Source organism: Bacteroides propionicifaciens DSM 19291 = JCM 14649, from assembly GCF_000375405.1.
GTDB lineage: Bacteria > Bacteroidota > Bacteroidia > Bacteroidales > Bacteroidaceae > Bacteroides_E > Bacteroides_E propionicifaciens.
Genome location: NZ_AQWS01000042.1, coordinates 1 through 16,882, shown reverse-complemented (window position 1 = coordinate 16,882; position 16,882 = coordinate 1). Strand labels below are relative to the sequence as shown.

The following is a 16,882-nucleotide window of genomic DNA, read 5'->3' as shown; positions in this document are numbered from 1 at the left end:
TTAAAATATATAATACAAAAAGACCTCATTGGTCATGTTATATGCAAACACCTGAACAGATGCACAAACAAAGCATATCACAGATGAGAACTTATAAAAATAAATCCTATAGGAAGGCCAGCCTTCCTATAGGATAATTAAACTATATTTGATAAATAAACTGTAACGCTTATTTAGGACTAGTCAATAACGTTCTGTATTAGTTGAGCATTGCATTTTGCATCAATAATAAAGGCATTGTTGTTACTTCCGGTGCGGTAGATTTATCAATGATCCACTTACGAAAGATATTCGCTTTGACTGATTGTACCCGAAAAGCAATAGCGATTATCATATCCAAACCGTAATAATTGGAGACGATTTTGGTTCCTTCGACTGTTCCACTCGCCATAAACTTATGGCATGAATCCGATTCTTACTCTTCTTTATGCTTTAAAAATTACCAGTTTTTAGATATTAGAGTCTGAAAAATATTCATATGTTCTCGTTTAGAAAAATGCGATTCGGTTTTCTAAAGCTCATTGTATTTTAGTTTCCAATTATACGATCATCGTCGTCATCTTTTTTACGTTTGTTTTTGTAGTTCTTTCTATGATTGTTATCCTTAGAGTCATCACCATCCATCCGTTCTCGAAATAGCTTACGCATTTTATCAATATAGGTAGTTGGATTATCTCGGGTAGTCAGATCATACCATGCTCGTTCTGAAGTATAGGATAAATCAATATTATAGATAAATTCATAATATTCAACAATCTGATTCAGACTGGCTTCGCCATTATTTAACGACTGAGCACAATACTGTCCGTAAATCAGTTCCATGAGATCTATTTTCCTCCCTGTCCATGTCAGTTTTACTTTGGGTAGAGGTACTCCATAGGATTCGTCTACCTTTGCCAATTCGTCCAAAATATAGTCTTCCACTCGATTATTAGCCAATATCTTAGCAATCTTATAATCGCAGCAGGTAGAAAACAAGGGGTCACGCTCAGAAGAAAAACTTTCCTGATAAAGCGTACTATCGAACTGTCCTCGAAGAAAGTACATTCTGTCATTACTTGTTTCGCCTGAACGGTAGTAACGATAGATAGCATTGTTCTTATCAAAAAATCTTTGATACGGCTCAATTCTTTCTCTAAATAACACTTTACTTCTGCATCTCCTCCGGTAGGGCGATTGAGTTCAATATTATATACTTTACGATAATAAATCAGGTCACAAAGCAGGCTTGGCTTGATTTGTTTAAAGAAAAGCATCTCTTCTTCTTCGTCCTTGAATTGATATTCGCAAACGAAGGTTCTCAGGCGTTCAAATGCATCTTTCAGGATAATAGTAACTTCTCCTGCTTTTTTTAGCATGTCGATATTCTTCGCATTGATTATCCGCAGAGACTGGTCGACTTCTTTCATTAGGTTACTTGAAAATTGAATCATAAGTAATTGTTTTAATGAATAATATAGAAATTACAGGGCAATAAATACCCTGTTTAATCTTTAGTCAATTACTAAGTCTCGCTCATCTTTTAGAATTCTGCTCCATAGTCAGTAGAAGCTAAAAGCAAGAAAGAAATATTCTAATGTTCAAATTCTGGTTACAATTTTTTCAATCCTTTTACATCATCCTTATTAGCTTCAAAAATGCTAATAGCATAGCCTCCCGCTGGAGCAGATACCTGAACGAGTTTAGATTTATTTGTCACTACAACTTTTCGGATTTCATATGCCTGTGGATTTGTTTTATAATTAGTATTTGGTGCATCGCTATATATGGTCGCAATATATGTCTTCCCCGAATCTAAGAAATCAAATGAAATTTTAGAGGCAAAACCTTTTTCACCACACACATTACCAATAAACCAATTATTCGTTCCCTTCGCTTTGCGAGCAACTGTAATATATTCTCCCGGCTCAGCTTCCAAATATTTGCTATCATCCCAATCCAAAGCAACATCTTTGATAAACTGAAAAGCATCCAAATGCCTATTATAATGTTCTGGAAAATCGGCAGCCATCTGTAAGGGGCTATACATTGTTACATATAGTGCCAATTGATTTGCCAATGTGCTATTTACATAAGAAGTATTATTGGGATTAATTTTATTGATGTCCATCTCAAAAATCCCCGGAGTATAATCCATGGGTCCTCCTATGAGACGAGTAAAAGGAAGTAAGGTAACATGATTGGGTTTACTGCCTCCAAAGGCCTGATATTCTGTCCCTCGTGCCGATTCATTCCCAATAAGATTAGGATAAGTGCGACAAACTCCCGTCGGGCGTACTGCTTCATGTGCGTTGACCATGATCTTATAATCAGCTGCTTTTTCTATTGCATACTGGTAATGATTGTTTATCCATTGACTGTAATGGTTTTCGCCACGAGGAACAATATTTCCCACATAGCCACTTTTTACAGCGTCGTAGCCATTATCTTTCATAAACTGATAGGCTTTGTCCAGATGACGCTCATAGTTGCGGATGGACGCAGATGTTTCATGGTGCATAATCATTTTCACTCCTTTGTTTTTTGCATAGTCTCGAACTTCGGCAACACTAAAGTCGGGATAAGGAGTAACAAAGTCAAACACATTATCTTTGGAGTTGCCAAACCAATCTTCCCAACCAATATTCCACCCTTCAACTAATACTCCGTCGAAACCGTGGAGAGCTGCAAAATCTATATATTCTTTCACATGAGCAGTTGTTGCGCCATGTCTCCTGTGTGGCTTTGCTTTCGAATAATCTGTTTCATTCAAATGAATACTTTCAAAGTCGTGTGTATAAGACCAATCGCTTTTTCCGGTTATCATTTCCCACCATACACCCACATATTTTGTAGGTTTAATCCATGACGTATCTTCTATTTTACATGGTTCGTTCAAGTTCAACGTCATATTTGAAGCTAAAATATTACGAGCATCGTCACTTACAATGATTGTACGCCAAGGCGAATTACACGCTGCTTGCAAATATCCTTTATCGCCTTTTGAGTCGGGAGTCAGCCAAGATTCGAAGATGAAATTCTTATCATCCAAGTTGAGATGCATACAAGCATAGTTAATAAGAGCAGCTTCATGTAAATTTATATACAAACCTTCGTTGGACTTCATCATCAATGAAGTTTGAACCCCTGTCGGAGAAAATGATGTTTGTGATAGATTATCAGTGATTGCTGCTGATTGCAAAGCTCCAATTTCAGACAACTTGGAAGTTGTATAGTCATACTCTTGTGTATCATAATCTCCGGGAATCCAGTAAGCCGTATGATCTCCTGTCATTGCAAATTGAGTTTTTTCTTCTTTGATGACAAAATAAACAAGATTTTTTTGTCTCGGGAACTCATAGCGAAAGCCTAAACCATCATCAAACAAACGGAAACGAATAATCATTTGACGATCATTTGATTTCTGCTCTAAGGTAACCGCCAACTCATTATAGTGATTGCGAATATTTTTTGTTTCGCCCCACACCGGTTGCCATGTTTCATCAAAACTAGCAGTTTCAGTATTACGAATTTGGAACCCATCATAAAGTGATGTTTTGGGGTCGGCGACTGATTTTATTGTTTCATTACCAAATTCTACTTTTACATTTCCCCCTTTAAGCTCGAGTCCCATCTTACTTGGTTTTATCACAGATTTATTTTTGTAAGAAAGACTGTAAGTAGGAATACCTCCACTTTGGAGAGTAAAATTCATTATTAGGTTTCCATCAGGCGATTTTAGTTCTTGCGCTATTATTGTAGCAATTATGAAATTTAAACACAAAAACAAGATTGTTTTTTTCATATCTATTTATTTTATTAAAATTTTATGGCTTGTATTTATTTTTTCATCAAATATCTGGACTAGATATATTCCACGACTATAATTACTCATATCTAACAATCGTATATCAGAAATATTTTTTATGGTTCGAATTAATCTCCCATTTATATTAAAAATCCTAATTGTAGATTTATCACCTCCATGTATGGTAAAATGATTATTACCAGACTCTGATATTTGAATATTAGGACTTCTCTCCTGATTAATGTTTGTCATAATATCTTTGGAAATAGATATACTATTGGTCAACACATTTACCGTAACAATATAATTTCCTGATGCAGAAACATTCCATTGTCTGTCATCCGTTCCGTCTTCACTTATTATGTTACTATTAACTAAATCGCGGAAATAAAATTTTTGATCATAATTAGCATATTTATTGACAGCAATCTTGAATGTTCCACCCTCATTTAGATATAGCGAAGACGAGAAAATGAAGGGGCTATTTATATCTTGCTTTAGAGATATTGCATTCGATAGCGTCCAATTTGCAGAAGTAGCATCTCCAACCAGATATAACACATTGTGATAAAATAGGTTTGTCTTGCAAATTTATTTTCTCTGCTGTGATTGTTAGTTGGGCTAAACTACATGTGATTTTATAATTTCCTGATTCTGGCAATTTAAATTTATCATCATTTCCACCCAATCTTAGTGTTCCTATATTATCAAGATATGTTTCACCTCCATTCTTGTATTCATCTTTGCCCCATTCTGTTTGCGTGATGAATTTGAATTCTTTATCCTTCTCGAACCATCCGGTATAAGTAAACACTGTATTGTTATCCGATAACATAACACAGGCATTATTCAGATTCCATTCACTCCATACTGCATCGCCTACAATCATTAATTGATCGGCATTAGCCGTGATTTTGTAAATCTTACAGCCATGAGGTACAATCGTCTCCGATATAGAAGTCATCTCTTCTAAATCGGAATGTTGCCATAGATCGCGAACAAAACCTTGAATTACACCTAATTCCTGCTGAAAATTAATTGAACGTACCTGCTCCGTGTTTTCTCTATTAAAGAGACCTACTATCCAGTCTCCATTTGGCATTTGTCCTTTCCATATCTGACTATTTGGATTAGATACATCTCGCGATAATGGGCGACCTACAAAACGATTGACATTTAATTCTAAGAGTTCTTTATTTTGATAGATCCATAAATCATCACCTATCGTATTATGTTGATCTGTAATGGCAATTGGGGCACCAGCCATCAATTGCAAAGAGATTGCAGTCTTTTTTTCTTCATTATTTCTGAATGTATTGATGCGCGTAAAGTCTCCATCCAAAATCATTTTATTTTTGCCAAAACCGGCAATATCTGACCAATGAATAAAACCATCGAATGTATTATGGTACATAGGCCAAATATCGTGATACATGCCTCTAGCCACATCACTAAATCTATCCCAACCACCATCTGTTACATCATCATTGATACGAATCATGCTCCCACCAGCATAATTTAATTCATTCTGTGCATGATTATACAGATGAGGCATTACCAAACTCAATGTCATACCATTGACGTCACAAGCTTCTTTCATCCATTTGAGGACAGTTTGATAATATTCTTTAGGTCGATCAAATGGGACACTGTAGTCAGCATTGCGGTCTACACCATCTTCGAACCAAGAAAGAAAGTCAACTCTCAAAAATTTCACTCCCATATCTGCATAGTATTGAATATATCCTTTGACATATTCCTCTGCCCCTTCTTTTTCTACTTGCACCCAAGAAAACCATTTGGCGGGTTCTTCTCTGTTTATAATATTTTCTAATGGGATATCTGTTCCTTTAATTTTTACTCCATGCGATGCTGCATTTCTATTCACCCACAATGGATTGTTGTAGATACCTAATGTTAAACCTTTGTTTTTAAGAAAATTTGCCCACCATGCATAGTCGTGTTCCCAATGTGTCGAATGTTTTGTTCGATATCCATTTTCATTAAAATTGGAGTCGTCTCCCCAACCATCGATACAGACCATATCATAGCCGTAAGATTTAAGATTCTGTTCTACCCAGTTGATGTTGCTTTCCCAGACATCTTCGGGAATATATCCAAGCATTCCGTTATTACTTACAGTATAACAATATTCGTATGCACTCCAATAGAGCGGAGCTTTTGGTCCATCATTTATTTCTATTGCAGAAGCAGAAGATGATAGCAAAAGCGATATAACAAAAGATAATAATATAAAGTTTTTCATGGTGTCGGAAATTTATTTGATACTTATTGTGTGATTACTTCTTGTATCTGGTATTTTTACCCAACATTCGCCTAACTCTTCGTTCCAAGACCACTGGCTAGTATCAAAGTCCATATCTTGATTTCCTTCAATTTCACTATATTCCACAGAACCAATTTCTTTGTTGTTTACAGATACTTTTGTTGGCTTTTTATCAAGATGATATTTGAGAATGATGTTTCGTTTCTCCGATTGTTTGAAATTGTTATCATTAACACTAATCAACGTATTATATCCATCGCTTTGGGTTGAGCACTCAAACAGAGTTTTAGAGAAAATATCATTTAAATAATCTAGGTTTTCTCCATCATCTTCATACAATTCGAAACTTGCACTTTCGCCCTCATAATTCGGGAAAATATGGATAAATAAAGGATAGTCTTTTTTCTCGTGGATGTATTGCATAACAGGCATTTGAGGAACAATAGAGCCTTTCTTTACAAAAATGGGGATCACATTCAGAGGTGCTCTGTAAGCGATCGTTTGTCCACCCAAATACACTGTTTTTTTATCATTGAAGTCAATCCATTCACCATCTGGGAGATATACCCGCTTCACACGTTCTCCCTTTTTCAACACAGGGGCTACCAGTAATTCTTCGCCAAACAGAAACTGATCGTCTATTCTTGTAGCTTGTTCATCATTCGGATACTCCATAAAAAGACCTCTGACAATTGGTAGACCACTATCATGAGCCTTACGGGAATAGGTATATAGGTATGGAAACAATTGATATTTTAATTCAATAGCTGCCTTGCTGTTTTTTTCTGCGACCTCGCCAAACATCCATGGTTCTGCGGCATTGTCTCCTTCATGATGAGCACGGCTCAGAGGGTTGAATACACCAAACTGCATCCAACGAGTATATAGTTCTGCCATAGCCGGATAATCCGTAATATCGCCACAATAACCCGAAATATCAGTTGTCCAGAAAGGGATGCCACCCAATCCGGCAGAAATACCCATAGCCACTTGATTTGCCATCTGTCCCCAGCCTTCGAGTACATCATTACCATTTCCACTATCGCCTGTCCACCCAAAAGTGTAACGTTGCAATCCGGCATAAGCAGCACGTGTCATTTGAAAAACACGTTTATTCGGATTCCTCTTTTCAAATTGTTCCTTTACTACCTTATCCCATGTTAGACCATATACATTGTGAATTTCGTTGTGCATCCCCAAATGGTGCTTCATATTCAAGCGGTCAAGATCTTCCTCGTTGCTCCATGCCGGTTCGCCCATATCTGTCCAAAAACCACTGGCTCCATCGTCAATCGGTTTTTGTTGTTGCTTACCCCACCAATCAGCCACTTCGGGTTTGGTAAAGTCAACAACTCCACAATTACCACCCCACGGCCACGGCATGTCATACGATTTATCGGTGCGGATATCTTTGGCAAAGTATCCCAATTTGTCAGCTTCTGCCCATTGTTTTTTGGTTGCTTGAGATATGACAGGGTCTTGCGATAAAATCATCTTAAATCCTTGCTTTTTCAATGTTTCAAGCATTGCTTTTGGGTTCTTATAATTTCCTTTTCGCCAGTTGAAATCCTGTAAGCCTTGTGTCCATCCTATATCCTGATAGATAATATCGCAAGGTATCTCGCGTTTTCTAAATTCGGATGCTATTTCCAAAGCCTGATCTTCACTGGTATACAATCCTCTGCATTGCGAAAATCCTAATGCCCATTTAGGAGGCATAATAGGTTTGCCAGTAAGTGTAATGTATTGTTGCTGAATTTCTTTATAGTCTTTCCCAAAAATGAAATAGTAGATAAACTCGCCATTGGGAGCTTCAAACGAATAGTATTCGTCCGATTCGGTTCCAAACTTAAATTCGGTTTTGTAAGTATTATCTAAAAATATTCCATAGCGGTAACTACTCATAAAAAACGGGATACTTTTATAGAGCGGATCTTCTGTTGTGCTATAACAAGGTTTGTCACTATTCCACATTTTGTATTCTTTGCCCCGTCTGTTCAGTGTACCTGTTTTTTCGCCCAGACCAAAGAATTGTTCATCCTTGCGTAATACTTTATATGCTTTTTTCGCTGTTGAATCGGAAATGTGTCCTTTTTCTTTGAAATCACTAAACAACAGTTTCTGATACTTATCGAAAATTTGCAATTGCATCGGATTCTTGTTTAGTCGGATGCGAAGTTTCGATGTATAGATTTCGTAGCAAGCTGCTTGCTCATCTACATTTATTTCGCCAACACCTTCCAGCAATTCATTGACCACAGCAAATGATTCATTGTTTCTTGCAAATTTACCAGTTGGGTCATACCATATCTTTACTACCGAGCTACTATTGATCGTAAGAGAGAGTTTTGTTCCATCTTTGCAAATGAAAGTTACTTGATTTCCCGTTTTAGTATATGAAATACACTCATTGGCAAATAGCCCAACGGGGAGAAAAAAGAGAAAAAATAATATATATTTTAATTTTATCATCATATTTTCATTTAATATTCCACAACAACCATGTCCCAATACTTAAGAGAAGGGAGTGTTAGTGTAATTTCAGTTCCTGTTTGAGTGAAACTAAGTTGTTGTGCAACACCTCCATTAATATCGGGAGATGCAAACCATATCTTCTTCGCAGAGCCCGATGCCGTAATTTTAATTATTGCCTCTTGTACCAAAGTGGGTTCAATCTGCTCACCATTAGCATCTCGCCATTCCATCGAATTAGCATTGCTGAAATTTATCAGATGGATAATATCTCTATTTCCAACTTTCTTCCCAACAATCGCCACCTGCCCTTTATCGGCTGGCCAATTACTGATATTCAATTTGCTGTCTGCAGATTGAATGGTATAGGAAGAAAAAGAGCCTCCGTCGCGCAATATATTTTGATATGCCACCAAAAAATCGTAATAGTTGACCAGTGCTTTACGCAATGCTGTTTTCATCTGAAGATTTGAATTCGGGAAGTACTCGTTTGCCAAATAATGTTCCCCTAATTCGAGATGTGCTCCGCCAAATGAGAATATAACAGCATTAGTGAGTAAAACCCCAGGCATGTTTACATAGCCCGCGTTGTTCGATTTATCATAATTCATATAAGCTGCCAGCACAGTATTCTTTGTATAGTTGCTATGTGCATTATTGTCTAGAATAACTTGAGAAAGGGCATCAAAACTTTTGCTTTCGCTCCATACCTCAGTATATAGAAAATCCACATTTCCTTTTGCAATATTATCTTGTGCATATCCGCTAACAGCGTTCATCACCAGGCGTTTGTCTGATGATGACTGTTTCATAGCATCAATAAATGGTTTGTAGCTCTCGTTTAGTTTAACTTCGTTTCCATCGTAATTGTAGAGTGTGCCTCTGTTTCCCAATTGGTCGATATGGTATCCATCAAAATCAAGTACAGCATATACATCTTTGTTGCGTGCATTCAAGTATGTTTGCCACTCGGTATTTGCAGGATTGGTAAGATAAATACTACTACGGAAAGGTGCATCGAGATGATGATTATCTTTCTCTGTATGGTTTTGGTCTTTATACAAATACCATTCTTCTTTAACCCCATCGGTAGCCGCATTCTTCAATGCTCCGAAAGCTAAATTGTAGAACATTGCTTTCATCCCTTTATTATGTGCAGCACCGATATATCCTTGTACGGTTGACAAATAGTTTGTTCGTCCAATCAAATCGGGCCATGATGTAGCAGGATTTTCGACACTGCCTGCCAACGGACGTTGATGGTCATACATCCAATCATAAAACTGAACTCCATTGATGTGATAGCGATTGAGAGTTTCGATAACTGTATTCATCTGATTATCGGCAATCTTACCATAGTTGGAAAGAAAACCATAACGAGGAAATTTAGCCCAATCGGACGATACATCCACTGCTATGTTTGCATATACTTTTTCTTTGCCGTCTACTGTTTCGTATACATCAACCATATAACCTTTATAATCGTCGGACGGTACAGTCCAAGTCCATTCCCCTCCGGATAAATTTTCCTCTTTCAATACTGTCCCCAGATGCGAGTATCTCACTTTCGCATTTGCTTTGGGGGCATCTTTGAGTATAAAGTGAACAGTTTCACTTGGTTTATAGATAGCCTTATCTGTACTGAAATCTATGCTCATGTATGTCTCACCATATGTTATGGGATCGTTATTCGTATCATAATAGTCTTCACAACCATTAAGTATAAATACACATAATATAATGGTTAAATATATATTTTTCATGATATTCTTGTTTTATGCTAAGGTGCTATAATTACTTACAACACCTTAGACTCCTTTGTTATATTAGTTCTTCTTGATTGTAATAGTTTCTTGCAACTGATCTAACTCAATTGTATAAGTTCCGGCAGTTGTTACTTTCCATTTATAATCCACTCCGGCTCCTTTAGCACTAAATATCATTTGCTGTTCTGTTCCATCAGTAGCAGCATCTGGCATACTTGCAATAAACCAAGCACCATTCCAGTCGCTTTGTTTATCGCAGGTGAATTTAAAATCTCCTGCATTAAGTGTTCCTTTCCAAGTAAATTTATTGGCATTTCCACCAACGGCTGTCAATGGTGTTGCATTGCCTATATCCCACCCGTTAGGAGTTGCATCACCCACCAAATAAATCATTGTAAATGGAACGAAAGGAACAATATCAATCTTCATTTCGCGTGTGTCGATCTTTATCTTATAAATTCCCCCTACAATATCCCATTTATGATCCTCTGCATTTTCATTCTTCGACCATTTCACAACATCCAGATTGGTTCCCGCAGGAGTTTTATCAACAGCAGGGCGAAGAAATACAACATCGTCAGAAAAATCGGCTTTGGTTCCAATTTTAAACTCTCCACCGGCTGATAAATCTGCATTGAAATGGAATATAAATGGATCGGATGCATCAAGGTTCATAGGTTTGAAACTCCATCCTGTTGGATTTCCCACAAGCCAAAGTTCACCATACTCAGGAGCCTCAAGAGCTTCTATTTTAATCGCCAGGTTGATTATATTGAGTGTAATTTTGTAGACACCTGCTGTAGGAATCTCAAATTGCTCGTCGTAAGAATCATCTCCTGTTTCGCGGTAATATAGTTTTGTATCATCCGCACCTTTGTTGTATGATGGAGTAAACTCGCCCAATGTTGTAATAAACTTCAACTTACCGGCTTTCAATTTACCTTGCCATACAAAGCCTCCTGCTGCACCGGTTACAGAATTCATCTTTGTCGCATTATCGGCAACCCAACCATTAGGAGCAGCATCGCCAATAATATATAGTGTTTTGGAAACATCCTTATAAGTTGTCACTTTAATCATCATAATTTCAGACGCTAAAGTTTGTACTTTTTGGTCATGGATTGTTGCTGTTACACGTGCCTCTAATTCAACATCTGTATTTGGCAAGATTCCGAAGTTATTAAGCAAAACTGCGTTTAGGTCTTCTGTTTTATATACAAAAGAAGTTGTTCCTTTATCAAGTTTGTTAGTTACTGCATTTGCAAAATTGGCTCCTTTAGGTGCAAGCTCGAATGCGTACGTTATTGCAGCGTTCGTTCCTTGATTCGAACCACTTGTCCAGTTGAATGTAACAGCATTGCTTTCGGGTGCTGTTACATCTAATACTATATCTATTTCATCAGCCACGAGGGTCAGGGGCTGTTCTCCTTTGTTCAGCTCCATGTTGTCTTCGTCGGTACACGATGCCAAACAAAATGGAAGAAGAAATAGAATTCCTACTAATATTTTATTTAAGTTTTTCATTATTATATCTTTTGTATATTAATAACCAGTATTCTGTTTAAGATTGGGGTTGGCATCTATTTCTTTTTGAGGAATAGGGAATAAAAGATGCTTACGGGATGCATTTACTTTCCCTATCGAGTGTAAGAAGTCAAGTGCATATTGTCCATCATTCAAGCGAATCATATCAAACCAACGGTGTCCTTCAAATGCTAATTCTATTCTACGTTCGTGTATAATCTTATCTCTCATTTCATCTTGAGTAAGCCCTTCTATATCGGCACGATTAGTTAATCCTGCACGCTTGCGAACTTCATACAATGGCTCTTCGGCATCAGTCGTGTGTCCCAGTTCATTCAATGCTTCTGCTTTCATAAGCAAGACATCTGCATATCGTAATACAATAATATTTGCCGAATTGGTATTGTAGTCGGGAGAAATAGAAAGTGGTACAAGAAACTTACGAACATTATACCCCGTGCTCGACATGGTGCTTTTGTATTGTTTGCCATCAAATGGAGGACAGCCTTCGTAAAAAATAGTTTTATCTTTACGCAAATCGCCAGACTCATATTGATTTACAAACTCTTGTGTCGGCTGGTTCCATCCATAACCTCCACCAACCCATCCCGAGTTGCGTGGTCCCATGTATGTGCTCAACCAAGATGCTTGGTTTTCATCACTCCAAAAATCAGCTTTTGTTAAACCATAGTATTGAATTTCAAACAACGATTCGGCAGTGTTTTTATTCTTTGGTTCACCTCCAAAACAATCGCTATAATCGGAATTCAGGGTGTATCCTAACTGTTCAACCAGCTTGCACATATCTATACTTTTTTGATATTCACCCAATGTGAGATATACCTTCGCTAGTGTGCCAGCAGCAGCTCCTTTGGTTGCTCTACCTTTATTGTTGTCGTTATATTCTTCGCGGGATGGCAGGAGGTTTATGGCATCCAACAGATCGGGAATAATCACTTCGTTATAGATTGTAGCCTTGTTAGTGCGCACAGGGTATAAATCGTCTCCTGGTTTAGCAGGGACAAGACTTAGCGGCACATCTCCGAACAATTGAACAAGAATAAAATAATAGTTAGCCCGTAAAAATTTAGCTTCTCCAATACAACGATTTTTTATTGTTTCACTTATATTCATGCTTGGTACACTCTGTAGTACTGTGTTGCAATACATGATTCCGGGATTTGGTCCTCTCCAAATATCAATAGCTGCACTATTATCAGCTCCGGTCGTGAAATTTGCCAACTGAATGGTTTCGATACCATCCGTACCTCCACCGGCTCCAACTTCGCTATTTCCGGCGACAATGTCAAGTGCCCACATTCTCATATTATAGAGTTTTGGACGCTGCATGGGCTGATAAGCAGCATTGGTCATCGCAATAGCAGATGCTTCATCGGTGTTTGTTTCAGCACTGGGGTCTTCGTATGGAGACTTATCTAAAAAATCGGAACAAGAACAAAATATGGCTGTAAGGGAAATGAACCCTATATAAAATATCTTTTTCATAATTGTATTCTTTTTATGTTTATTAGAATTTAATATCTAATCCGAAACTTATTGTACGTGTAATCGGATAATTACTGTTGTCAACACCTCCCGAGACTTCAGGGTCAAATCCCGAATATTTAGTCAGCGTATATAAATTCTGTCCCGACACATAAAATCTAGCACTACCTAAAGATGCTTTTCTAATTATAAATTCGGGTAAGGTATAACCTAGTGTCACATTCTTCAATCGGAGATATGATCCGTCCTCAATAAAACGTGTTGAGTTTCTGTTGTTCTCATTAGGGTCGCTATAAACGGCACGTGGCATCGAGTTGCTTGTTCCTTCACCTGTCCAGCGATCCAATACTTTTGTTGTTTGGTTCTGTATTATCGACATACTCTCTAACGATGTTCTATTTGCATTATAAATATCGTTTCCGGCTACACCTTGCAAGAATATCTGCAAATCGAAACTCTTATAATTGAAGCTATTGTTTAATGAAAAATTCCATTCCGGAGTTGGATTTCCTATATATGTTCGGTCTTTTTCGTTGATTACTCCATTATTGTCGAGGTCGTTAAATTTAATGTCGCCGGGTGCTGTACTATTTTTGGGGTCGGCTCCTTGCTTCTGATAGGCATAATTATTTACTTCATCCCAATTTTGAAACAAGCCATTGGTTACATAGCCATAGAAAGAACCGATTGGTTGATTTTCGGCATGTACCTGATATCCACTATAAATAGGCACGCCATCATCCAGAGCCTGAACTGTATTTTTATTATAAGATACATTAAAATCGGTGTTCCACTCAATTGTCCCTCCTTTTAGGTTCTGAGAAGAAATGGTTAATTCCCACCCTGTGTTTTTCACCTTTCCTGCATTTATCATTGGAGTATATATATCCGAATATCCGGTAGTAATTGGCACAACCATGCTTACGAGCATATTCGTAGTGTTTTTAATGTATGCATCAAATGTTACGTTTACTCGTTGGTTGAGCAGTGAAAGGTCAAACCCTATATTTGCCTGTTTCACAGTTTCCCATTTAATGTCAGGATTAGCCATCACCAATGGATAAAGAGTAGACACCGGTGTTCCATTAAATACATATTGTGCTGTTTTTAATCTCGTTATATATGCGTAATTATCCAAAACGCCTTGATTTCCTGTTACACCATATCCTGCACGTAACTTAACATCTGATATCCAATCATTCTTTTTATAGAATGATTCTTCAGACAAACGCCATGCAGCAGAGAATGAGGGAAAAGTTCCCCAGCGATTGTTTTTCGAAATACGGGATGTCGCATCACGACGCACAGTAGCTGTCAAAAGATATTTATTGTCGTATGAATAATTGGCACGACCAAAAAACGATAGCAAAGCCCAGTCGTTTCGGCTACCACCAACTGTTGGATCTAGCAGACCGTTATTCAATTGATTATTATTATCCGAAAGGAATTCTTTTACACTAGCATTCATGTAGTTATATACATTGTTCTGAGCACTGGAACCTATCATTACATTCACATTGTGTTTTTCTTTGAACGTATCCATGTATGTAATGGTATTGTCCCAAAGATAGGTGAGGCTTTTGTTCGAACTTTCACTTCTGTACGAATTAGGTACGGGTATTGGTTTCCAATCATATTTAGGAGAGAAATTCATACTATCCCAAAATTTGAAATCGATCCCTCCCGTCATCTTATAGGTTATTTTATCAAATAGCTTAGCTTCACCATATAAGTTTCCTAATAGGTTATAACCTTTAGTATCGTTCTTCTCCATTGTAGCTGTACCAATAGGATTACGGGCATCGCCATAAAACTTGGCTTCCGTTCCGGGACCCGAGAAAGTTCCATCTTCATTATATATTGCTTGCGTGGGCAATGCAGCCATTGTGTTACGAACGCTGTACGATCCATTTTTCTTTCTATCGTGGCTCAGCGTTATATTATTACCAAACTTCAACCACGAACGTATTTTAGATTCGCCATTAAATTGCAAAGAATATCTGCGGTATGAGGTATTTATCACAACTCCCTCTTGGTCTAAAACACCTGCAGAAACATAATAGTTACTTTTGTCTGTTCCTCCAGAGTAGGATATGCCATAATTGCTCATCCATGCTGTTTGTAGTAAAGCATCGAGCCAGTCAGTTCCTTTTCCCCAGATTGTAGGGTCAGCAAAATCGGGTCGTTGCGACAGCCCGTTATTCGCCATCATTTCGTTATGCAATGATGCAAATTGGCTTGCATTCAACATATTTGGAACAGATGTTGCGGTTTGCACTCCTGTATTGTAACTCAAAGAAATTACTCCATCGCCCGTCTTTCCTTTTTTGGTACTAATCAATACCACTCCGTTCGCACCTCGTGATCCATAGATTGCAGTTGCTGAAGCATCTTTCAGTATATCGATGGTTTCTACATCATTCTGATTCAAAGCATTCAAGGGCATATCGGTAGGTATCCCGTCAATTACCAATAATGGGTCGCTATTGTTGATTGTTCCCAATCCTCGGATGCGAATGGAAACATTGCTCCCCGGTGCTCCCGAATTAACAATCTGAACACCGGCAGCTCTACCTTGCAATGCCTCTCCAATATTTGCAACAGGCTTGTCCTTTAACACTTTAGAGCCGACAGACGAAAGGGAACCTGTGAGATCACTCTTTTTCATAACTCCATAGCCCACAACTACAATCTCATCTAAGATTTTGGAGTCTTCTTTGAGTACAACTTGCAGATGAGACTTTCCTGTAATAGTAATTTCTTGTGAAAGAAAACCCATATACGAAATAGTGACAACTGAAGCATCAGCTACTTCGAAAGAAAAGTGACCGTCTATGTCACTGACTGTAGCAACAGATGTCCCTTTTACAATGATAGATGCACCAATAATGGATTCGCCATTGGTATCTACAATTGTTCCTGTTATTTTCTTCTGATCTTGAGCCTGTAAGGCTAAACTAAATAGCATACATAAGAATAAAAAACACATCTTATGCAGCATCTTTGAAGACTTCACATTATTCATGGTATTTAATTTAATTAAAAAAAGGTTTGGCATTACGCTTTATTAAAACTACAAAAGCAATTTTCACAAATATATATAATCCTAAGTCATATAAAAATTACATATAGTAGCAATATAGAGAGTCGAAACAATTAATCAATTATGCATCAATTGATTAATTGTTTATGTTTATAAAAAAAAGTAGATGGTAGTTTGGTGAAAACAACTATTTAATGCGAAATAGCTGACACCCTCTCATAAAGTGTGTAAGTTAAAATGATCGGCTTGGGTAACAACTTTACCTGAGCCGTTGTTTTATAATAAAAAACTTAGACATGTATGAAAACAGAAGATTTAATCCCCGATGAGTTCTTTAAACAGTTCAAAACAGGTGAAGAACTAAACAACTTCCTTAAGTCCATTCAAAAGCGAGGTATAGAGAAAATGCTCGAAGGTGAGCTGGATGCTCATTTAGATTATGACAAACACAGTCATAGAAAAGAGGATAATAGCCGTAATGGATATTCTACGAAGAC

General features: G+C 37.5%; 9 protein-coding genes and 1 pseudogene. 1 reads left to right on the top strand and 9 read right to left on the bottom strand.

The features are described 5' to 3' along the window. Positions 1-528 precede the first annotated feature (528 nt). The 9 genes and pseudogenes from B091_RS12875 to B091_RS0110650 form a co-directional block, all read right to left on the bottom strand. A pseudogene (locus B091_RS12875) lies at positions 529-1,256 on the bottom strand (RteC domain-containing protein). Positions 1,257-1,591: 335 nt separating this feature from the next. Beyond that, entirely contained in the window at positions 1,592-3,784 is a 2,193-nt protein-coding gene (locus B091_RS0110685; RefSeq protein ID WP_018109987.1) for a glycoside hydrolase family 97 protein, read from the bottom strand. A 6-nt stretch (positions 3,785-3,790) separates the two neighbouring features. After that, complete coding sequence (locus B091_RS13025; RefSeq protein ID WP_155888336.1) at positions 3,791-4,039, bottom strand: T9SS type A sorting domain-containing protein; 249 nt, start codon at positions 4,037-4,039, stop codon at positions 3,791-3,793. A 229-nt stretch (positions 4,040-4,268) separates the two neighbouring features. After that, on the bottom strand, positions 4,269-6,053 hold the full coding sequence (locus tag B091_RS12150) for a SusF/SusE family carbohydrate-binding protein (protein WP_018109985.1): 1,785 nt from the start codon (positions 6,051-6,053) through the stop codon (positions 4,269-4,271). A 12-nt stretch (positions 6,054-6,065) separates the two neighbouring features. Next, positions 6,066-8,549, bottom strand: a complete 2,484-nt coding sequence (locus B091_RS0110670) for a glycoside hydrolase family 31 protein (RefSeq protein ID WP_018109984.1) — start codon at positions 8,547-8,549, stop codon at positions 6,066-6,068. An 8-nt stretch (positions 8,550-8,557) separates the two neighbouring features. Next, positions 8,558-10,309 carry an endo-dextranase gene (locus B091_RS0110665; RefSeq protein WP_018109983.1) on the bottom strand — a complete coding sequence of 584 codons (1,752 nt, stop codon included), beginning with the start codon at positions 10,307-10,309 and terminating at the stop codon, positions 8,558-8,560. A gap of 63 nt (positions 10,310-10,372) precedes the next feature. Beyond that, a complete protein-coding gene (locus B091_RS0110660) occupies positions 10,373-11,836 on the bottom strand; it encodes a SusE domain-containing protein (RefSeq protein WP_026166372.1) in 1,464 nt (487 codons plus the stop codon). A gap of 18 nt (positions 11,837-11,854) precedes the next feature. Further along, entirely contained in the window at positions 11,855-13,342 is a 1,488-nt protein-coding gene (locus B091_RS0110655) for a RagB/SusD family nutrient uptake outer membrane protein (RefSeq protein ID WP_018109981.1), read from the bottom strand. A 22-nt stretch (positions 13,343-13,364) separates the two neighbouring features. Further along, entirely contained in the window at positions 13,365-16,367 is a 3,003-nt protein-coding gene (locus B091_RS0110650) for a SusC/RagA family TonB-linked outer membrane protein (RefSeq protein WP_025069644.1), read from the bottom strand. A 318-nt stretch (positions 16,368-16,685) separates the two neighbouring features. Here B091_RS0110650 and B091_RS0110645 point away from each other — a divergent pair. After that, on the top strand, positions 16,686-16,882 hold a 197-nt coding region (locus B091_RS0110645), incomplete at its 3' end, for a transposase (protein WP_018109874.1).